The organism is Nonomuraea sp. NPDC005501, assembly GCF_040605905.1.
Classification (GTDB): Bacteria; Actinomycetota; Actinomycetes; order Streptosporangiales; family Streptosporangiaceae; genus Nonomuraea.
This window is the reverse complement of sequence record NZ_JBEXDT010000006.1, coordinates 1-17250: the sequence shown is the minus strand read 5'-3', so window position 1 is coordinate 17250 and position 17250 is coordinate 1. Positions and strand designations below refer to the sequence as shown.

Annotated in this window: 12 protein-coding genes and 2 pseudogenes; 7 read left to right on the top strand and 7 right to left on the bottom strand. The window is 73.3% G+C overall.

The annotated features are described in order from the left end of the window. Positions 1–3 precede the first annotated feature (3 nt). Complete coding sequence (hisD, locus tag ABZS51_RS05700) at positions 4–1311, bottom strand: histidinol dehydrogenase (RefSeq protein WP_355436846.1); 1308 nt, start codon at positions 1309–1311, stop codon at positions 4–6. A 151-nt stretch (positions 1312–1462) separates the two neighbouring features. Here hisD and ABZS51_RS05695 point away from each other — a divergent pair, with 151 nt between their 5' ends. Both ABZS51_RS05695 and ybaK read left to right on the top strand, forming a co-directional pair. Next, a complete protein-coding gene (locus tag ABZS51_RS05695; RefSeq protein WP_310709299.1) occupies positions 1463–1942 on the top strand; it encodes a nucleoside deaminase in 480 nt (159 codons plus the stop codon). A gap of 36 nt (positions 1943–1978) precedes the next feature. Continuing rightward, positions 1979–2470, top strand: coding sequence for a Cys-tRNA(Pro) deacylase (gene ybaK / locus ABZS51_RS05690; RefSeq protein ID WP_355436843.1), 492 nt, complete (start codon positions 1979–1981; stop codon positions 2468–2470). A 5-nt stretch (positions 2471–2475) separates the two neighbouring features. Here the strand turns inward: ybaK and ABZS51_RS05685 are convergent, their stop codons facing one another. After that, positions 2476–4932, bottom strand: coding sequence for a transglycosylase domain-containing protein (locus ABZS51_RS05685; protein ID WP_355436841.1), 2457 nt, complete (start codon positions 4930–4932; stop codon positions 2476–2478). A 70-nt stretch (positions 4933–5002) separates the two neighbouring features. Beyond that, positions 5003–6313 carry a UDP-N-acetylglucosamine 1-carboxyvinyltransferase gene (murA, locus tag ABZS51_RS05680; RefSeq protein WP_310709302.1) on the bottom strand — a complete coding sequence of 437 codons (1311 nt, stop codon included), beginning with the start codon at positions 6311–6313 and terminating at the stop codon, positions 5003–5005. Positions 6314–6374: 61 nt separating this feature from the next. On the opposite strand from murA, the pseudogene ABZS51_RS05675 reads away from it, so the two are divergent. Continuing rightward, positions 6375–6446: pseudogene (locus ABZS51_RS05675) on the top strand (pentapeptide repeat-containing protein); the annotation flags it as partial. Between the two features lie 18 nt (positions 6447–6464). Continuing rightward, positions 6465–6977: a hypothetical protein gene (locus tag ABZS51_RS05670; protein ID WP_355436837.1), complete on the top strand. Its 513-nt coding sequence runs from the start codon at positions 6465–6467 to the stop codon at positions 6975–6977. A gap of 18 nt (positions 6978–6995) precedes the next feature. Here the strand turns inward: ABZS51_RS05670 and ABZS51_RS05665 are convergent, their stop codons facing one another. Together ABZS51_RS05665 and dnaE are read right to left on the bottom strand one after the other, a co-directional pair. Then, positions 6996–8366, bottom strand: a complete 1371-nt coding sequence (locus ABZS51_RS05665) for an amidase (protein WP_355436834.1) — start codon at positions 8364–8366, stop codon at positions 6996–6998. Positions 8367–8472: 106 nt separating this feature from the next. Beyond that, positions 8473–11991: a DNA polymerase III subunit alpha gene (gene dnaE / locus ABZS51_RS05660; protein ID WP_355436831.1), complete on the bottom strand. Its 3519-nt coding sequence runs from the start codon at positions 11989–11991 to the stop codon at positions 8473–8475. Positions 11992–12150: 159 nt separating this feature from the next. Here dnaE and ABZS51_RS05655 point away from each other — a divergent pair, with 159 nt between their 5' ends. After that, a complete protein-coding gene (locus ABZS51_RS05655) occupies positions 12151–13296 on the top strand; it encodes an SGNH/GDSL hydrolase family protein (RefSeq protein ID WP_355436828.1) in 1146 nt (381 codons plus the stop codon). 39 nt (positions 13297–13335) lie between these two features. Here the strand turns inward: ABZS51_RS05655 and ABZS51_RS05650 are convergent, their stop codons facing one another. Beyond that, positions 13336–13632 carry a chorismate mutase gene (locus tag ABZS51_RS05650; RefSeq protein ID WP_310709493.1) on the bottom strand — a complete coding sequence of 99 codons (297 nt, stop codon included), beginning with the start codon at positions 13630–13632 and terminating at the stop codon, positions 13336–13338. A 225-nt stretch (positions 13633–13857) separates the two neighbouring features. Next, positions 13858–14325, bottom strand: a pseudogene (locus ABZS51_RS05645) (3-deoxy-D-arabinoheptulosonate-7-phosphate synthase); the annotation flags it as partial. 284 nt (positions 14326–14609) lie between these two features. Here ABZS51_RS05645 and ABZS51_RS05640 point away from each other — a divergent pair. Together ABZS51_RS05640 and ABZS51_RS05635 are read left to right on the top strand one after the other, a co-directional pair. After that, positions 14610–16601 (top strand): protein kinase, encoded by a 1992-nt coding sequence (locus tag ABZS51_RS05640; protein WP_355436825.1) that lies wholly within the window; start codon positions 14610–14612, stop codon positions 16599–16601. Between the two features lie 10 nt (positions 16602–16611). Continuing rightward, positions 16612–17250: serine/threonine-protein kinase (locus tag ABZS51_RS05635; RefSeq protein ID WP_355436823.1), on the top strand; the 639-nt coding region annotated here is incomplete at its 3' end.

Below are 17250 nucleotides of genomic sequence, written 5' to 3'. Positions count from 1 at the left end.
GCGTCATGAGGGGATCCCCCCATCGAAGCGCGCCCGCACGGCCGCGCCGTGCGCCGGCAGGTCCTCGGCGTCGGCCAGCACCGACACGTGCGCGGCCGCGCCGGCCAGCGCCTCGCGGGTGTAGTCGACCACGTGGATGCCGCGCAGGAACGTCTGCACCGACAGCCCGCTGGAGTGACAGGCGCAGCCGCCGGTCGGCAGCACGTGGTTGGACCCCGCCAGGTAGTCGCCCAGCGACACCGGCGCGTACGTGCCCACGAAGATCGCGCCGGCGTTGCGGATCCGCGCCGCCACCGCCGCCGCGTCGGCCGTGTGGATCTCCAGGTGCTCGGCCGCGTAGGCGTTGACCACCTCCACGCCCTCGTCGAGGCCGTCCACCAGCACGATCCCGGACTGCCGGCCGCGCAGCGCCTCGGCGATCCGCTCGGAGTGCTTGGTCGCCTCCACCTGGCCCGGCAGCTCCCTCTCCACCGCCTCGGCCAGCTCCACGCTGTCGGTCACCAGCACCGCGGCCGCGATCACGTCGTGCTCGGCCTGGCTGATCAGGTCGGCCGCCACGTGCACCGGATCGGCCGTCTCGTCGGCCAGGATCGCGATCTCCGTCGGCCCGGCCTCGGAGTCGATGCCGATACGGCCCTTGAGCAGCCGCTTGGCAGCCGCCACCCAGATGTTGCCCGGCCCGGTCACCAGGGTGGCCGACGGGCACTCCTCCGTGCCGTACGCGAACATGGCCACCGCCTGGGCGCCGCCCACCGCGTACACCTCGTCCACGCCCAGCAGCTCGCACGCCGCCAGGATCGTCGGGTGCGGCAGCCCGCCGAAGTCCTTCTGCGCCGGGCTCGTCACCGCCAGCGACGGCACCCCGGCCTCCTGCGCGGGCACGACGTTCATCACCACGCTGGACGGGTAGACCGCCCGGCCGCCCGGCACGTACAGGCCCACGCGCTCGACCGGCACCCACCGCTCGGTGACCGTGCCGCCCGGCACCACCTGCGTCGTCACGTCGGCGCGCCGCTGGTCGCGGTGGACCAGCCGGGTCCGGCGGATCGACTCCTCCAGCGCCGCCCGTACCTCGGGCCGCAGCCCGGCGAGCGCCTCACGCAGCGCCTCACGCGGAACCCGCGCGTGCTCGATCTCCACGCCGTCGAACCTGGCGGTCAGCTCCCGCACGGCCGCGGCCCCGCGATGGCGGACCTCGTCGCAGATGAGCCGCACCTTGTCCAGGGCGGCCTCGACGTCGAGCTCGGCGCGGGGCAGCACGTCGCGCAGGTCTCCCGGCAGGGAACCGCGCAAGTCGATACGGGAAATCACGCACCCCAGTCTACGGAGTCCCACCCGTGGATCCTCTTCCGTCCACCATCCGGACATCCAGATCACGTCAAGCCTCGGACCGGCCGATACCATGACCCCCGAATTCGAGAGGCCGGGAATTCAAGAGGCCGGTCATGGTGATGGAGCTCTCATGGTGATGGAGAACGAGCTGCGGCACCTGCGCCGCTGTGTGGAGCTGGCCGCCGAGGCCCTGGCCGTGGGCGACGAGCCGTTCGGCTCCGTGCTCGTGTCCGGCGACGGCGAGGTGCTCGCCGAGGACCACAACCGGGTGGCCGGGGGCGACCACACGAGGCATCCGGAGTTCGAGCTGGCGCGCTGGTCGGCCGCCCACCTGACGCCGGAGGAGCGGGCCGCCGCGACCGTCTACACCTCCGGCGAGCACTGCCCCATGTGCGCCGCCGCGCACGGCTGGGTCGGGCTCGGCCGCATCGTGTACGTCGCCTCGTCGGCGCAGCTCGTGGGCTGGCTGAGCGAGCTGGGCGTCCCGGAGCCGCCGGTGCGTCCCCTGCCGGTGTCCGAGGTCGCGCCGCGGGTCGTGGTCGAGGGGCCGGTCCCGGGGCTCGACGAGGAGGTTCGCGAGCTGCACCGCAGGTTCCACCGCGCCGGCTGAGCGCCTTTACAAAGTAGATCACGGGAAGGGGCAGACGTGGGCAAGGCGAAGGCGCCGGGGGGAACCCCGGCCACGGTGGCGCTGACCAAGGCCAAGGCCGAGTTCAACCTCCATCCGTACGACCACGACCCCGCCGCCCAGGCGTACGGCGAGGAGGCCGCCGACGCGCTCGGCGTGCCGTACGAGCGGATCTTCAAGACGCTGGTGGCCGAGGTGGAGAGCGGCCTCGCGGTGGCGGTGGTGCCGGTCGCGGGCAGGCTCGACCTCAAGGCCCTGGCCTCCGCCCTCGGCGGCAAGCGCGCCGCCATGGCCGACGCGGCGAAGGTGGAGCGGGTGACCGGCTACGTCGTGGGCGGCATCAGCCCGCTCGGGCAGCGCAGGCAGCTGCCGACGGTGGTGGACTCCTCCGCGCTGGACTTCGGGACGATCTACTTCTCGGCGGGCCGGCGGGGGCTGCAGATCGAGACCGCCCCGGCCAACCTCATCGCGCTCACCCGCGCCGTGACCTCCCCGATCGCCAAGCGCTGACTTTCCTACCTCGGTACGGTCCCCGCCCCGGAGCCGGGAGCGGGCGGGGGCACCGGCGCCCCGGGAACGGCGGCCCCCGGCCTGACGGGCACGGTCCCCGTCCGCCCCGGCCGCACGGGGACGTTTCGGGTCCCGCCCGGCCGCACGGGGACGTTTCCCGTCCCGCCCGGCCGCACGGGGACGGTTCCCGACCGGCCCGGCCGCACGGGGACGTTTCCCGACCGGCCCGGCCGCACGGGGACGTTTCCCGACCGGCCCGGCCGGTGCGGGCGGCCGTCCGGCCTCTGCTCGCCGAGCACGTTCGTGCCGGGCGGCCACAGCAGGTGGCCGTTGCGGCGCGCCCACCGCAGCCATTGACGCTGCCTGCGGACCATGGCCCGCATCTTCTCCGCCTCCTCGGCCTCCTTCAGCCCCGGCGTGAAACCACCGCCGAAGCGTGACATGTCAGGACCGTGGAAGTCGCCGGGTGGGGTGTCGCGCAGGGCCGACTCCATCGAGTCCACCCAGATCGGCCCCGGCAGCGACGCCCCCTGGACCGACCCGTAGTACTGGCCGCCGATCTCCACATTCTGCAGCGGGAACCGGTAGGAACCCCGGATGTCCCCTACGCTGACCGCCGCCGCCAGGTCCGGGGTGTAGCCGGCGAACCAGGCCGAGGTGTAGCCGTTGTTCGTGCCCGTCTTGCCGGCGGCCGGGCGGCCGATGCCCTGCCCGGTCATCGTGCCCTTGTCGAACACGCCCTGAAGCACGTGGTTGACGGCGTCGGCCACCTTGCGGTCGAGCGCCTGCTCGCAGGTGGGCCGCACGCGGGTGCTCCGCCCGTCACGGCCCGCGATCTCCACGATGGCCTGCGGGCGGCAGTACCTGCCGCGCGCCGCGAACGCCGCGAACGCCGCCGCCACCGTCACCGGGTCCATCTCGTTGACGCCCAGCGTGAACGTCGGCACCTCGCGCAGCGGCCGGCCGTCGGCCCGGGTGATGCCGAGGGCCTTGGCGGTCCGCACCACGTTGCACAGACCGACCTTGCGCTCCAGCATCATGTAGAAGATGTTGACCGACTTCCACGTGCCGGTGGACAGGCTGTACGGGCCGCCCTCGCCCTCCCCGCTGGCGTTGTGCACCCGCACGCCGGGCGCGTTCACGGGCCGGCCGCGGCAGTCGCGGTAGCCCTGCGACGGCACGAGCACGCCCGGCGTCTCGTAGCCCTGGTCGAAGCGCCATCCCTGCTGGAGCGCGGTCGCCAGCGTGAACGCCTTGAACGTGGAGCCGGCCTGCAGCCCCATTCCCCCGCCGTGCGCCATGTCGGCCACCAGGTTGAACGTCGTCCGCAACCCGTTCTTGTGGTCACCGGGGTTGCGGCCGAAGTCCTTGCTGGCCGCCATCGCCCGGATCCGCCCCGTGCCCGGCTCCACCATGGCCTCGGCGGCCACCTCGGTGTCCCTCGGGCTCACCCGCGCGCGGATCGCCCGCTCGGCCGCCCGCTGCGCCACCGGGTCCAGCGCCGTCCTGATCACCAGCCCGCCGGTGGCGAGCCGGGAGCGCCGCTCCGCCGCGGTGGCGCCGAACGCCACGTTGGTGAGCATCTCCTGCTGAACGTACAGGCAGTAGAACGGGTACGCGCTCTGCGCGCAGCCGCCGGGCTCGGGCCGCAGCTGGATGTCGAGCGGGGTCGCCTTGGCGGCGGCGGCCGCCCGCGCGTCCACCATGCGCAGCTCCGCCATCCGGTCGAGCACGAGGTCGCGCCGCTCCTTCAGCCGCGCCCGCTGCGCCGCGCCGATCGACGGGTCGGTGGAGTACGGCATGCGGACCGCGCCGGCCAGCGTGGCCGCCTGCGCCAGGGTGAGGTCCGCGGCCGTGGTGGAGAAGAACCGCCTGGCCGCCGCCTCCACGCCGTGCGCGCCGGCGCCGAAGTAGGCGATGTTCAGGTACCTCTCCAGGATCTGGTCCTTGCTGTACTTCTGCTCCATCGCCAGCGCCAGGCGCAGCTCGGTGATCTTGCGGCTGAGGTTGGGCGCCCGCGCCCGGTCGCGCTCGTCGTCCGTCCTGGCGCTCTCGACCAGGATGTTCTTCACGAGCTGCTGGGTGAGCGAGGAGCCGCCCTGCCGGATGCCGCCCGCCTGGGTGTTGGTGAGCAGCGCCCGGAGCGTGCCGCGCACGTCCAGGCCGCCGTGCTCGTAGAAGCGGGCGTCCTCGATCGCGACGATGGCCTGGCGCATCACGGGGGCCACCCGGGAGAGCGGCACCGCCCGCCGGTTGGCCTGGTAGAACTGCGCGAACGGCTTGCCGTTGCGGTCCAGCAGCCGGGTCACCTGGGACAGCGGCTCCTCGCGCGGCGCCGGCGGCAGGTCCACGAACGTGTGCGCGACGCTCTTGGCGGCGAGCCCCGCACCGCTGACGGCGGGGGCGACCAGGGAGGCGGCCAGCACCCCGCAGAGCGCTCCCACGAGCCCCAGCGCGCTCACGCATCGCAACACTCTCACGCACACGATCTGCGGCGACCGGCTCCTCGGCAAACCCGGGGAGCCGACACCTTTACTGTTCGCGGCGGATGTTCAGACCCAGCGACACGAACTGCTCGAACGGCTTGTGGTAACCGCGCACGATGTGATGCACGCCGCGCAACGTGGACGTCCCGTCGGCCACGGCCGCGGCCAGCACCGCGGAGAAGCCCGCCCGGATGTCGGGCAGCGTCACGTCGGCGCCCGTGAGCTTGGACACGCCGCGCACGACCGCCGAGTGCCGGGCGTTGGTGTCGTGGTAGCGGCAGGCGGGGCCGCCGAGGCACTGGTCGAACACCTCGATCTCGCAGCCCATCCGCTGCAGGGCCGGCACGTACACCAGGCGGTTCTCGAAGACCGTCTCGTGCAGCACCGACATGCCCTGACTCTGCGTGAACAGCACCATGAGCGGCGTCTGCCAGTCGGTCATGAAGCCCGGATGGGTGTCGGTCTGCACGGCCGCCGAGCGCAGCCCCTCGGGCGGCGCGGTGGCGCACAGGTACTCGTCGTTGATGTCGAAGCGGGCGCCCATCCGGGCGAGCGTGGTGATCGCCGTGACCAGCCGGTCCTGCGGGCAGCCGTGCACCCGCACCTCTCCCCCGGTGATCAGCCCCGCCGCCAGGTACGAGAACGCCTCGATGCGGTCGCCGGCCAGCCAGATCGACGCGCCGCGCAGCCGCTCGACGCCCTCGATGACGATCCGGCGGTCCGGCGAGAGCTCGATCCGGGCGCCCATCCGCTGCAGGAACAGGGCCAGCTCCACGACCTCCGGCTCCATGGCGGCGTTCTTCACCACGGTCTTGCCCTCGGCCAGCACGGCCGACATGAGGATCGTCTCGGTGGCGCCCACGCTCGGGTACGGCAGCTCCAGGCGGGTGCCGCGCAGCCGCTTGGCCTTGGCGAAGATGCCGCCGTCGCCCACCTCGACCTCGGCGCCCATCGCGCGCAGCGCCTCGACGTGGAAGTTGACCGGCCGCCGCCCGATGGGGTCGCCGCCGACCAGCGGCACGAACGCCTCACCGGCCAGGTGCAGCAACGGGCCGAGCATGAGGATCGGGATGCGGTTCAGCCCGGTGAACGCGTCCGGCACGCGCGGCCGGATCTCGGCGCCCGGCGCGACGCGGATCTCCTTCTCGGTGATCTCCACATGGATGCCGAGGGACTCCAGCATGGCCGCGGTGATGCCGACCTCGCCCACCTCCGGGGCGTTCTGGATCGTGCTCTCGCCGTCGCCCAGCATGGCGGCGACCATGTGCTTGGAGACCGCGTTCTTGGAGCCGCGCACCTCCACGTCCCCGCGCAGCGGGCCGGAAGGATCGATCAGCCAGACCTCGTCATGATTCACGAAGTGAGCCTAACCGGGAGATACCATCAACCTGTTCCGGTGATCCGGTTCAGGAGCCCGAGTTTCGGGAGCCCGACTTTCGGGAGCCCGAATCTCGGGAGCCCGAATCTCGGGAGCACGGCTTTCGCGAGCACGGCTGAGGGGGAATCGCGTGGCGAGGCAAGTGCGGGCGTTCGCGGTCACCGTCCTCGCCCTCGCCGGGCTCGCCGTACTCGCCGGGCTGCTGTGGTCGGCGCTCTCCCCGCGCGCCCCGTACGAGGTGACGAGGCAGGGGCCGATCCTGGCCGACCCGACCACGCAGGCGCTGATCGCCGCCGACGGCTGGTTCGCGGTCGTCACGGGCGGGCTGGGAGTGCTCTGCGGCGCGGCCGGTTGGTTCCTCAGCCGCCGCGTCCAGCTTCCCGTGCTGCTCGCGCTGTGCGCCGGCGGGGTGCTGGCGGCGTTCGTGACGTTGTGGGTGGGCTCGACCTTCACGCTCGGAGCGGTGACCGTGGAGGCCGCCGCCGTGCCGGGGGCGCAGGTGGTCGCGGGGTCGCTCCGGCTGACCGCCAGGGGCGTGCTGGTGGCCTGGCCGCTGTGCGCGGTGGCGATCTTCGGCCTGATGGAGGGCATGCACGGCTACCGCGAGTCGCCCCTGCGCACCCCGTACGGGCTCGGCGGCTGAGGCGGCCGCCGGTGGCGTTCACAGGGGCGGGCGGCGCAGGCCGTACCCGGTCGCCCGCTCGAACGCGGCGGCCACGCGCAGCACCTGGGCGTCGGCGAACGGCCGCCCGACGATCTGCACGCCCACCGGCAGCCCGTCCTCGGTGAAGCCGGCCGGGACGGACGCGGCCGGCGCGTGCAGCACGCTGATCCAGTACGCCGAGCGCATCCAGGCCAGGTAGTCGGGCATCTCCACACCGTCGATCCGCCTGACGTACGGCTCCTCGACCGGGAACGGCGGCACCTGGCTGACCGGCGCGATGAGCACGTCGTAGGTGTCGAAGAAGCCGGCCATGCGCTGGTAGAGACCGCTGCGCAGCCGCTCGGCGCGGGCCAGGTCGGCGCCGGTGACCTGCCGTCCCCGCTCGACGTTCCAGCTCGTGTTCGGGCCGAGTCCGGTCAGCTCGCCGAACGCCAGGGCGTAGTACCAGGCCCGGTACACGCGGAAGGCGTCCTCGGCGTCGGACAGGTCCAGCTCCACCCGCTCCACCCGCGCCCCCAGCCGCTCGAACACGGCGGGCGCGGTCGCCGTGACCGCCGCCGTCGCCGGGTCCACCGGCAGGCCGCCCAGGTCGGGGCTCCAGGCCACCCGCAGCCCGGCGACGCCCTCCTCCGGGTCCGGGGCGAACCTCTCCATGATCGCGAACGGCGAGCGCGGGTCGAACCCGGCGATGGCCGACATCATCAGCGTCACGTCGCCGACCGTGCGCGCCATCGGCCCCTGGACCGCCAGCGTGTACCAGGCCGCCACGTCGGAGGGTTCGGGCACCCGGCCGGGGGTGGGCCGCAGCCCCACGACGTTGCAGAACGAGGCCGGGTTGCGCAGGGAGCCGCCCATGTCGGAGCCGTCGGCGAGCGGCACCATCCCGGCGGCCAGCGCCGCCGCCGCGCCACCGCTGCTGCCGCCCGCCGAGCGGGACAGGTCGTACGGGTTGCGGGTGGCGCCGAACACCTCGTTGACCGTGTGGGAGCCGGTGCCGAACTCGGGGGTGTTGGTCTTGCCCACGGTGATCGCGCCGGCGTGCCGGAGCCGGCGCACGATCAGGTCGTCGGCGCCGGGCACGTGGCCGGCGTAGTGGGGCGAGCCGTACGTGGTGCGGATGCCGGCCGTGTCGACCAGGTCCTTGTGCGCCACCGGGACGCCGTGCAGCGGACCCCGCGGCTCGGTCGCGTCGGCCGCCTTGGCGGCGTCCATGGCCTGCTCTGCGGCCAGGGTGACGACGGCGTTCACCCGGGGGTTGACCTGCTCGATCCGGTCGAGGCACGCCTGGAGCAGCTCGACGGCGCTCACCTGCCGGGCGCGGACCAGCCTGGCCATCTCGGCGGCGGTGAGGTAGTGCAGTTCGGTCACCCTCCGATCCTGCCCCACCCCGCCACCGGCGGACCACGGCGAGCCTCACCGACTCGCCGCCGCGGTTCCGTCAGCTCCTGCCCTCCCGCCGCCTCTGGCGCGGGGGTCAGCCGCCGAGGCAGGCCGGCCCCAGCAGCTCCTTGAGCTCGCCCGTCAGGGCCGGTGACCGCGTCACCCGCAGCCGGTCCGCCACCCGCATGACCGTCGTCCTCGGACCGTCGCGCACCTGGAGGCGCACCTCGGAGGTGCCGGGGTGGGTGGCGAGGATCTCCTTCAACCGGGCCACGACCGGCGGCGTGCACCGGTCGAGCGGCAGACTGACCAGCAGCGGGCCCTCCCGGGTGAGGTCGGGCGCCGTCACCTCCATGGCGACGAGCTTGGCGACGTCCTCACGCCGGTCGATGCGGCCCTTGACGAGGACGATCGCGTCCTCGGCCAGGATCGTCGAGCAGAGCCGGTAGGCCGACGGGAAGATCATGACCTCGATCGAGCCTCCGAGGTCCTCCAGCCGGGTCAGCACCCAGGTGTCGCCCCTCTTGGTGAGCTTCCGCTGGAGGCCGCTGAGGATGCCGCCCACGGTGACGATCTGCCCGTCGGACCGGCTCTCGTCCTGCAGGGCGGCGATCGTGCAGTCGGCGCCGGAGGCCAGGACGTGCTCCACGCCGGACAGCGGGTGGTCCGACACGTACAGGCCGAGCATCTCCCGCTCGAACCGCAGGAGCGTGTTCTTGTCCCACTCGCCCACCGGGATCCGCACGTCGAGCGTCCGATCCTCGCCGCCGGCCGCGCCGAACAGGGGATCCTGCCCGGCGGCCTCGTTCCGCTTGATGCCGACGATCGCGTCGACGGCCTGCTCGTGCACCATGACCAGGCCCTTGCGCGCGTGCCCGAACGAGTCGAACGCGCCCGCCTTGATCAGCGACTCGATCACCCGCTTGTTGCGGACGATCGCGGGCACCGCGCGCAGGAAGTCCTTGAAGTCGGCGAAGCGGCCCTTCTCCTCGCGCACGGCGATGATGCCGTCCACGACGTCGCCGCCGACGTTGCGCACCGCCGACAGGCCGAAGCGGATGCCGGCGCCGCGCGGGGTGAAGTCGAAGTCGGAGTCGTTGACGTCCGGCGGGAACACCTTGATGCCCATGCGGCGGCACTCGTGAAGGTAGAGGGCCGACTTGTCCTTGTCGTCCTTGACGCTGGTCAGCAGCGCCGCCATGTACGCGGCCGGGTGGTTGGCCTTCAGGTAGGCGGTCCAGTAGGCGACGAGGCCGTAGCCGGCGGTGTGCGCCTTGTTGAAGGCGTAGTCGGAGAACGGCAGCAGGACGGCCCACAGGGCCTTGACGGCGGCGGCCGAGAAGCCGTCGTCCCGCATGCCCTTCTCGAAGGACTCGTACTGCCGGTCCAGCTCCGACTTCTTCTTCTTGCCCATGGCGCGGCGCAGCAGGTCGGCGCCGCCCGGCGAGTAGCCGGCGACCTTCTGCGCGATGGCCATGACCTGCTCCTGATAGACGATCAGGCCGTAGGTCGTGTCGAGGATGTCCCTGAGCGGCTCCTCCAGCTCGGGGTGGATCGGGACGATCTCCTGCACGCCGTTCTTGCGCAGCGCGTAGTTGGTGTGCGAGCCGGCGCCCATCGGGCCGGGGCGGTGGAGCGCGAGGGCGGCGGAGATGTCCTCGAAGCCGTCGGGGCGCATCAGCCGCATGAGCGTGCGCATGCCGCCGCCGTCGAGCTGGAAGACGCCGAGCGTGTCGCCGCGCGCCAGCAGCTCGTACGTCCTGACGTCGTCGAGCGGCAGGTCGAGCAGCTCGATCCGCTCCCCGGTGGTGGCCTGGACGGCCTTGAGGCAGTCGTCGATCACCGTGAGGTTGCGCAGGCCCAGGAAGTCCATCTTCAGCAGGCCGAGCGTCTCGCAGGTCGGATGGTCGAACTGCGTGACGATCGCGCCGTCGGAGTCGCGGCGCATGATCGGAATGTGGTCGGTCAGCGCCTCGGCCGACATGATGACGCCGGCGGCGTGCACGCCGGTCTGCCGGATCAGGCCCTCCAGGCCCCTGCCGAGGTCGATCGTCGCCTTGACCTCGGCCTCCTCCTCGTAGAGCCTGCGCAGCTCGCCGGCCTCGGCGTACCGCGGGTGGTCCTTGTCGAAGATGCCCGACAGCGGGATGTCCCTGCCCATCACCGCCGGAGGGAACGCCTTGGACACGCGGTCGCCGAGCGCGTAGGGGTGGCCGAGGACGCGACCGGCGTCCTTGACGGCGGCCTTCGCCTTGATGGTGCCGAACGTGACGATCATGGCGACCTTGCCGGCGCCCCACTTCTCGGTCACGTACCGGATCACGTCGGCCCGCCGGCGCTCGTCGAAGTCGACGTCGACGTCGGGCATGGAGACGCGCTCGGGGTTGAGGAAGCGCTCGAAGATCAGGCCGTGCGGGATGGGGTCGAGGTCGGTGATGCCCAGCGCGTAGGCCACCAGGGAGCCGGCCGCCGAGCCCCGGCCGGGGCCGACGCGGATGCCGTTGTCCTTGGCCCACATGGTGACGTCGGCGACCACGAGGAAGTAGCTCGGGAAGCCCATCCGGAGGATGACGCCGAGTTCCTTCTCCGCCCGGGCGCGGTGCTCCCCGTCCACGCCGCCGGGGAAGCGGCGCTCCAGGCCCTTGCGGACCTCCTGCCGGAAATACGCCTCCTCCGTCATCCCGTCGGGGACGGGGAAGGCCGGCATCAAATTCTTGACCGCGAAGAACCCGGCCGGATCGACCTTCTCGGCCACCAGCAGCGTGTTGCGGCAGCCCTCGGCCCACAGCTCGGAGGAGTCGACGGCGCGCATCTCGGCGGCGGACCTGATGGAGTAGCCGCTGCCGTCGAACCGGAACCGGTCGGGGTCGGACAGGCGCTTGCCCGTCCGGACGCACAGGAGGGCGTCGTGGGACGCGGCCTCGGACGCGTAGGTGTAGTGGGAGTCGTTGGTGACCAGCGGCGGGATGTCCAGGTCGCGGCTGATGCGGGTCAGCCCGTCACGGACCCGGCGCTCGATGTCGAGGCCGTGGTCCATGATCTCCAGGAAGAAGCCGTCCTTGCCGAAGATCTCCTGGTACTTCGCGGCGGCCTTCAGCGCCTCGTCGTACTGGCCCAGCCTGAGCCTGGTCTGCACCTCGCCGGCGGGGCAGCCGGTGGTGGCCATCAGACCGCCGGCGTGCTCGGCGAGGAGCTCCGCGTCCATCCGCGGCCACTTGCGGACGAAGCCCTCGGTGTAGGCGCGCGAGCTGAGCTTCATGAGGTTGTGCAGGCCGGTCCTGTCGCGCGCCCAGATGGTCATGTGGGTGTAGTGGCCGCCCGCGGAGACGTCGTCCTTCCTCTGGTACGGCTCGCCCCACAGGACCGGCTCCTTGCCGTGGCGCAGCTCCGGCGCCACATATGCCTCGATGCCGAGGACCGGTTTGACGCCCGCCGCGGTCGCCTGCGTGTAGAAGTCGTGGGCGCCGTGCATGTTGCCGTGGTCGGTGATCGCGATCGCGGGCATGCCCAGCTCGCCGACCCGCTCGAAGATCTGCTTCAGCCGCGCGGCCCCGTCGAGCATGGAGTACTCGGTGTGCACGTGCAGATGGACGAACGAGTCGCTGGACGGCATGGAGCGGCGCCTCCCGTCAGATGTTCCGCGCTCCGACTTCAGTACTCCCCGCCGACAGCCCGCCTACCCCTGCGCCAGGCTTCCGTTCGCGGGCGTGCCGCGGCGCGCGGCGCGGGTTACGCTGCTCGTGCGGGCCGGCGGAACGGGGTGTTACGACCGATGCGTCCGGACCGGCGTGGGGTCGTCGCGTTCGGGGAGGCCGGGCTGGAGAGGCGCAGCAACGTCCGCATCGCCCGCACCGTCCCCGCCGTTCCCCTCGCCTCCATGGTCGCGGCCGCGGTCCTCGGCGCGCTGCTGGCCGTCGCGGGGCTGTCGCTCGGGGTGTACGAGCGGCTCGCCTGCGCGGCGCTCCAGGCGGGCTGTCCCGCCACGGCGCCACCGGCGGGCAGCCTGCCGCGGGCGACCCGGCTGACGGCCGTGCAGGTCGCGCTGAGCGGCTCCTACGCGGGCCTGGGCGACTCGTACTCCTCCGGCGAGGGCGTGTACGCCCCGGCCGAGCCCGGCGGGAACGCCGGGGGCCCGGGCGGCGAGCCGGCCGGGGAGGGCGCGGCCCGCTGCCACCGCGCGCAGGGCTCGTACGTGCCGCTGGTCGCGGGCGCCCACCGCTTCGGCGGCGGCGCGGGGTTCTGGGCGTGCAGCGGCGCCACCACCGGCCAGCTCCTCCGCGGCCAGTACGGGCAGCGCCCCCAGGTCGCCCGGGTGGACCCCTCGACCAGCCTGGTGACGGTCACCATCGGCGGCAACGACGCCGGGTTCGCCCGCGTGCTGACCGCGTGCATCGTCAAGCTGCCCTGGTCGTCGGCGTGCGTGGACCAGGACGGCGAGGTGGCCCGGCGGGTCGCCGGGCTGCGGGAGAGCCTGCTCGGGGTGCTGCGGGAGCTGCGCGTCAGAGCGCCGCGGGCCCGGATCGTCGTGCTCGGCTACCCGAGGCCGTTCCCGGCCCGCCCGGCCGACCGGGTGGACAACCTCGGTCCCGAGGACCAGCTCTGGCTCAACGGCGTCACCCGCCGGCTGAACGACGTCATGCGGGAGGCGGCGCTGGGTCTCGACCGGGCCGTCGCCGCGTTCGGCGGGCCGGGGAGCGTGGAGTTCGTGGACGCCTACGACGCGTTCGACGGCCACGAGGCGGGCACCGCCCGGCCGTACCTCAACCGGCTCATCGTGCACGTGAAGGAGCTGCGGGTGGACAGCCGCAGCTTCCACCCGACGGGCGAGGGCTACCGGCGCCTCGCCGAGCTGGTCGACCGCCAGATCGTCACGGGCCCGGGCCGCCCGATGAACAACCTCGTCCTCACCCGCCCCTGACCCGGCCGCACCGGCCCGGCCTCGTCGCGGGCCGGGTCGTCACGGGCGGCGGCGCTCCTCGGCCAGGTGGAGGCCCGCCTCGATGACCGCGTTCATGACGGCCGCCAGCCGCTCCTCGCCCAGTCCGGGGGCGCGGCGGGCCATCCGCGCGACCAGCGACCGCTCGCGCTCCGGGTCGCGACCCGCGAAGCCGCCGACCGGCTTGAGCGTCTGCACGACGCCGGCCAGCGCGGCACGCCGCTCCAGGAGCGTCGCCAGGGCCGCGTCCACCCGGTCGATCGCCTCCCGGCACTCCGGCAGCGTGGCGGGCGCCTCGGGCCGCAGGAGCGCCCCCACGAGCGTCACCGCCTCCCCCGCGGCCCGCAACTCCTCCGCGTCCACGACACCCGGCGCGGACGGGTCCGGCGCCGCGGGGAGACCGCCGAGGACGAGCCCGTCCGCCCCCGCCGCGACCGCCGCCGCCGACAGGCTGGGCGCGCCCGTCACGTCCGCCAGCACCGGGCGCCCCGACGCCTCCCGGGCCGCCCGCAGCAGCCCCAGGTCCAGCCGGCCCCCCTCGCACAGGATCACCTCGCCGCTGCCCTCCAGCGCGCAGTAGTCGGCCAGCGCGAGCCACTCCTCCAGCGACGCCGAGGGCCGCCGCTCCACCACGACGGGCATGCCGAGGGCCGCCGCCGCGCGCACGAGGGGGATGTCGCGGGTCCAGGAGGCGCCGACCACCACGCCGTCCGCGCGCTCCGCGATGGCGGGCAGGTCGCCGGCGTCCGCCGGCTCGACCAGGGGAACCCGGGCCTCCCGCCCCGGCGGCGCCTCTCCCCCACGGCTCCCCGGCCGTTCACCCCACTGGTCACCCTGCCGTTCTCCCCGCCATCGGGCCGCCGCGACCGCCTCCTGGAAGGACGGCGCCGGGCCGCCGGAAACGGCGGGACGGGCACGTAGGCTGATCCGGCCGGCGACCACCACGGCGGGCCCGGCGCCCACGCGGGTCCCGCCCAGCGCGACCACGCGGTGCTCCAAGGTCGATGACATCTCGGCTCCTCATGCAGGGCCGGCTCGCCGGAGCCGGCGAAACGAAAAAGGCAGAGACGAGGCGTCTCTGCCTGTGCCGACTCCAGGCGGTCGCTAGCTCACGACCGGCTCTCCCGGAGCCGGCTCGGTAAACGCGTGGCGACAAGTCATGTCCGGAACCCTACACCCGCTCTCCACCTGCTGGACTCCCGTTCTCACATGACGGACTGTCCTTCAGGCGAGTCGCCGTTGATCCCTGGCTATGGGAGTATTTCTTGGCCTAGAGGGAGGGTTTGAGGCCGTTGATGTCGGATCGTAAACGGGATGGACGCCGCATCGCCGGCCGGTACCAGTTGCAGGAACCCATCGGCAAGGGCGGCATGGGGATCGTGTGGCGGGCGTATGACGAGCTCCTGGACCGGGAGGTCGCCGTCAAGGAGGTCCGCTACGCCGCCGCACTGGGCGACGAGGTGCAGCTCCTCAACCGGCGCACAATGCGTGAGGCCAGGGCGGCTGCCAGGTTCGAGCACCCCAACGTGATCGTCGTTCACGACGTGATCGAGGAGGACGACCGTCCCTGGATCGTCATGCAGCTCGTCGAGTCGCGCTCGCTCGGCGCGGTGATCAAGCAGGACGGGCCGCTGAAGCCCCGGCGGGTCGCCGAGATCGGCCTGGCCGTGCTGGAGGCGCTGCACCGGGCCCACGAGGCGGGCGTGCTGCACCGCGACGTCAAGCCGGAGAACGTGCTGCTCGCCGACGACGGCAGGGTCGTGCTGACCGACTTCGGCATCGCCACGCTGGAGACCGAGACGCAGCTCACGATGACCGGCCTGGCCGGCACTCCGGCGTTCATCGCGCCCGAGCGGCTCAAGGGCCTGCCCGCGCGGCGCGAGTCCGACCTGTGGTCGCTCGGCGCGACGCTCTACACGGCCGTGGAGGGCCGCTCGCCGCACGAGCGCGGCATGGCGCTGGCCACCATGCACGCCGTCCTCACCGACCCGCCGGACCCCGCTCCGCACGCCGGTCCGCTGGCCGAGGTGATCGACCGCCTGCTCGCCAAGGAGCCGGTCCAGCGGCCCACGTACGAGGAGACGGCGCGGATGCTGCGCCAGGTCTCCACTCCCCCGGTCCCGCAGCAGCCTCCCGCCCCGGCGCAGACCGCGCGCATGCCCGCGGCGACCGCGCAGCTGCCGGTCCAGCCGCCGGCAGGGCCGGGCAGCCGCGACGCCGATCCGGACGCGCGGCCCCGGCGCCGCACCGCTGGCCGTTTCTCGCGCCAGGTCCCCCCGGTCCAGCCGCAGGCTCCGGTCGAGGACGACATGCCGACCGACCCGAACCTGGCCGTGCCGGAGGGTCCTGCCGCGGCGCCGCCCACGCCCACACCCCGTGATCGGGCGTCCGGCTCGGGTGGCGCGGGGTCCGGCGGCCCAGGCCGTGAGCCGGACCTGCCGGAGACGGGTGTGCGGATCACCGCGGCGAGCTCCGAGCCGGAGCAGGCGGAGGAGCCCACGATCTCGTCGTCGCGCGCGGAGGGCGGCCGCAGGCTCGGCCCCGTCATCGCGGCCGCGGCCGTCGTCGTCCTCGTCGCGGGCGTGGGCGGCTACCTCGGCCTGAGCTCGGTTCCCGACGACACCGAGGACGGCGGGTCCACCGCCTCGGTGAGCGAACCCGCCACCGGCCCCAAGAGCGGCGACCCCGGCACGGGCTCCGCGCCGGCGACGCCCCCGGCGAGCACCGCGCCCCCGGCCTCCGGGTCCCCGTCGGCGTCCCCGTCCGAGACACCCAGCGCCACGACCTCGCCGACACCCACCTCGTCGCCCTCTCCCAAGGCGTCCGACCCGGCCGACGCGCTGCCCGAGGGCTGGAAGATGTACAAGGACAAGAAGCTGGGCTTCTCCGTCGGGCTGCCCAAGGGCTGGGACGTGTGGGACCGCGGCGGCCGGCAGGTCAAGTTCAAGGGCCCGGGCGGCGCCTCCAACGCGTACCTCATGATCGAGGAGGCGGAGAAGCCCGGCACGGACCCGTACAAGGACTGGAAGAAGCAGGAGCCCGTCCTCAAGAACAACTTCGGCGGCTACAAGAAGCTCGACATCAAGAAGGTGGACTTCCAGAAGGCCGCGGCCGACTGGGACTTCACCTGGAACACCAACACGGGCAAGACCCGGGTCCGCAACCGCGGCTTCGTCACCGACAACGGGCGCGCCTACGCCATCTACTGGCACACCCTGAAGAGTCACTGGAAGGCCGATTACCACTTCTTCGAGGGGTTCTGCGCCACCTTCAAGCCAGCCAAGTAGGGTGCGTCGCGTGGACAGGGAGGTCGGCGGGCGGTACCGCCTCATCGAGCCGCTCGGCGAGGGCGGCATGGGCGTGGTCTGGCGCGCCCACGACCGGCTCCTCGACCGCACGGTGGCGGTCAAGGAGGTGCGTTACACCGGTGTCGGCGACGCCCAGCGGGCCGACCTCAACCGCCGCACCATCCGGGAGGCGCGGGCGGCGGGGCGCCTCGACCACCCGTCGGTGGTGGTGATCCACGACGTCGTCGAGGAGGACGGGCGGCCGTGGATCGTGATGCAGCTCGTCCCGTCCCGGTCGCTGGCGCAGGCGATCGGCGAGCGGGGGCCGCTGCCGGTCGAGCAGGTGGCGCTCATCGGCGAGCGGGTGCTCGGCGCGCTGCGCGCCGCCCACGCGACCGGCGTCCTGCACCGCGACGTCAAGCCGGAGAACGTGCTGCTCGCCGACGACGGCCGGGTGGTGCTGACCGACTTCGGCATCGCCACGCTGGAGGCGGAGCCGGGGCTGACCGCCACCGGCGGGCTCGTGGGCACGCCCGCGTACATGCCGCCCGAGCGGCTCAACGGCGAGCCCGCGCGGCCCGAGTCCGACCTGTGGTCGCTGGGCGCGACGCTGTACGCCGCCGCCGAGGGCGCCCCGGCGTACCGGCGC

Bases quoted from the DNA above. Each gene is read 5' to 3' on its own strand.
- ABZS51_RS05640 (WP_355436825.1), top strand. From the start codon at position 14,610: ATGTCGGATCGTAAACGGGATGGACGCCGCATCGCCGGCCGGTACCAG.
- dnaE (WP_355436831.1), bottom strand. From the start codon at position 11,991: ATGCCGTCCAGCGACTCGTTCGTCCATCTGCACGTGCACACCGAGTAC.
- ABZS51_RS05695 (WP_310709299.1), top strand. From the start codon at position 1,463: ATGGTGATGGAGAACGAGCTGCGGCACCTGCGCCGCTGTGTGGAGCTG.
- ABZS51_RS05655 (WP_355436828.1), top strand. From the start codon at position 12,151: ATGCGTCCGGACCGGCGTGGGGTCGTCGCGTTCGGGGAGGCCGGGCTG.